Raw genomic sequence first — 868 nt, 5'->3', positions numbered from 1 at the left:
TTTAAATTCATTTGAAAATTTTGGGTTAGCCATATTTTTAAATCTCCTATTATTTAATGATAGTGTACTATAAAATTATTAACAACTATCCTAATTGATAGGGATTGCGCTCGTGGTTGATTTATTCAAACGCTACAACTTTGCTGAAGAAAAACTCAAAGCAATGATGATGAGAACATTTGCCCGTAAAAGTGAAGTGAATGATAAGCAGTTTAATCTATTTTCAGAGGAAGAGTTCTCTGAACTCGCTTCTTTTATTGAAAATACTCACTCATGTGATTCTACTGAAGCACCTTCAGACGCCTCCTAGGGTGCGACTGAAAAAGCTGAGTCGAGTACTCCCCCAAAAAAATCACGTGGTCGTAAAATCATTAATCCCGATTTACCAAGGGAAGAACGTATTATTGATTTAGAGGATAAAACCTGTAAAACATGCTCTAGTGAAATGACGGCTATCGGTGAAGCAATTTCTGAAAAAGTTGATTTTATTCTTGCTAAAATTATTGTCATTCGTACTAAGCGCATTAAGTACACCTGCACTTGCTGTCAAACTTTAGTCGCAACGCCTATGCCTGCAGAAATCATTGATAAAGGCATTCCAACTGATAACCTGCTTGCTGAGATTGTTGCTAAAAAATTCATTTACCACTTGCCTCTTTATAGGCAGCGACAGCTGTTTAAAACAATGGGCGTGGATTTTTCACTCAGCACCTTATCAGATTGGGTAGCTGCAGTGGGAAATGCACTTTCACCCCTCGCTGAAAGCCCTATCAATTAGGATAGTTGTTAATAATTTTATAGCACACTATCATTAAATAATAGGAGATTTAAAAATATGGCTAACCCAAAATTTTCAAATGAATTTAAA

The 868-nt window shown here is 35.8% G+C and carries 2 protein-coding genes; both read left to right on the top strand.

The window, feature by feature from the left end; genetic code table 11:
- Window positions 1-112: 112 nt before the first annotated feature.
- Complete coding sequence (locus ACFFIT_RS05715) at window positions 113-310, top strand: hypothetical protein (protein ID WP_385876690.1); 198 nt, start codon at window positions 113-115, stop codon at window positions 308-310.
- Between the two features lie 57 nt (window positions 311-367).
- The gene (locus ACFFIT_RS05710; RefSeq protein ID WP_385876691.1) at window positions 368-778 is read left to right on the top strand and encodes an IS66 family transposase; all 411 of its coding nucleotides are present in this window, start codon (window positions 368-370) and stop codon (window positions 776-778) included.
- The last annotated feature ends 90 nt before the right edge of the window (window positions 779-868 follow it).

It is taken from the genome of Thorsellia kenyensis (assembly GCF_042432445.1).
Taxonomy (GTDB): domain Bacteria; phylum Pseudomonadota; class Gammaproteobacteria; order Enterobacterales; family Thorselliaceae; genus Thorsellia; species Thorsellia kenyensis.
The sequence above is the reverse complement of the archived record's forward strand: the minus strand, read 5'-3'. Positions and strand labels throughout refer to the sequence as shown.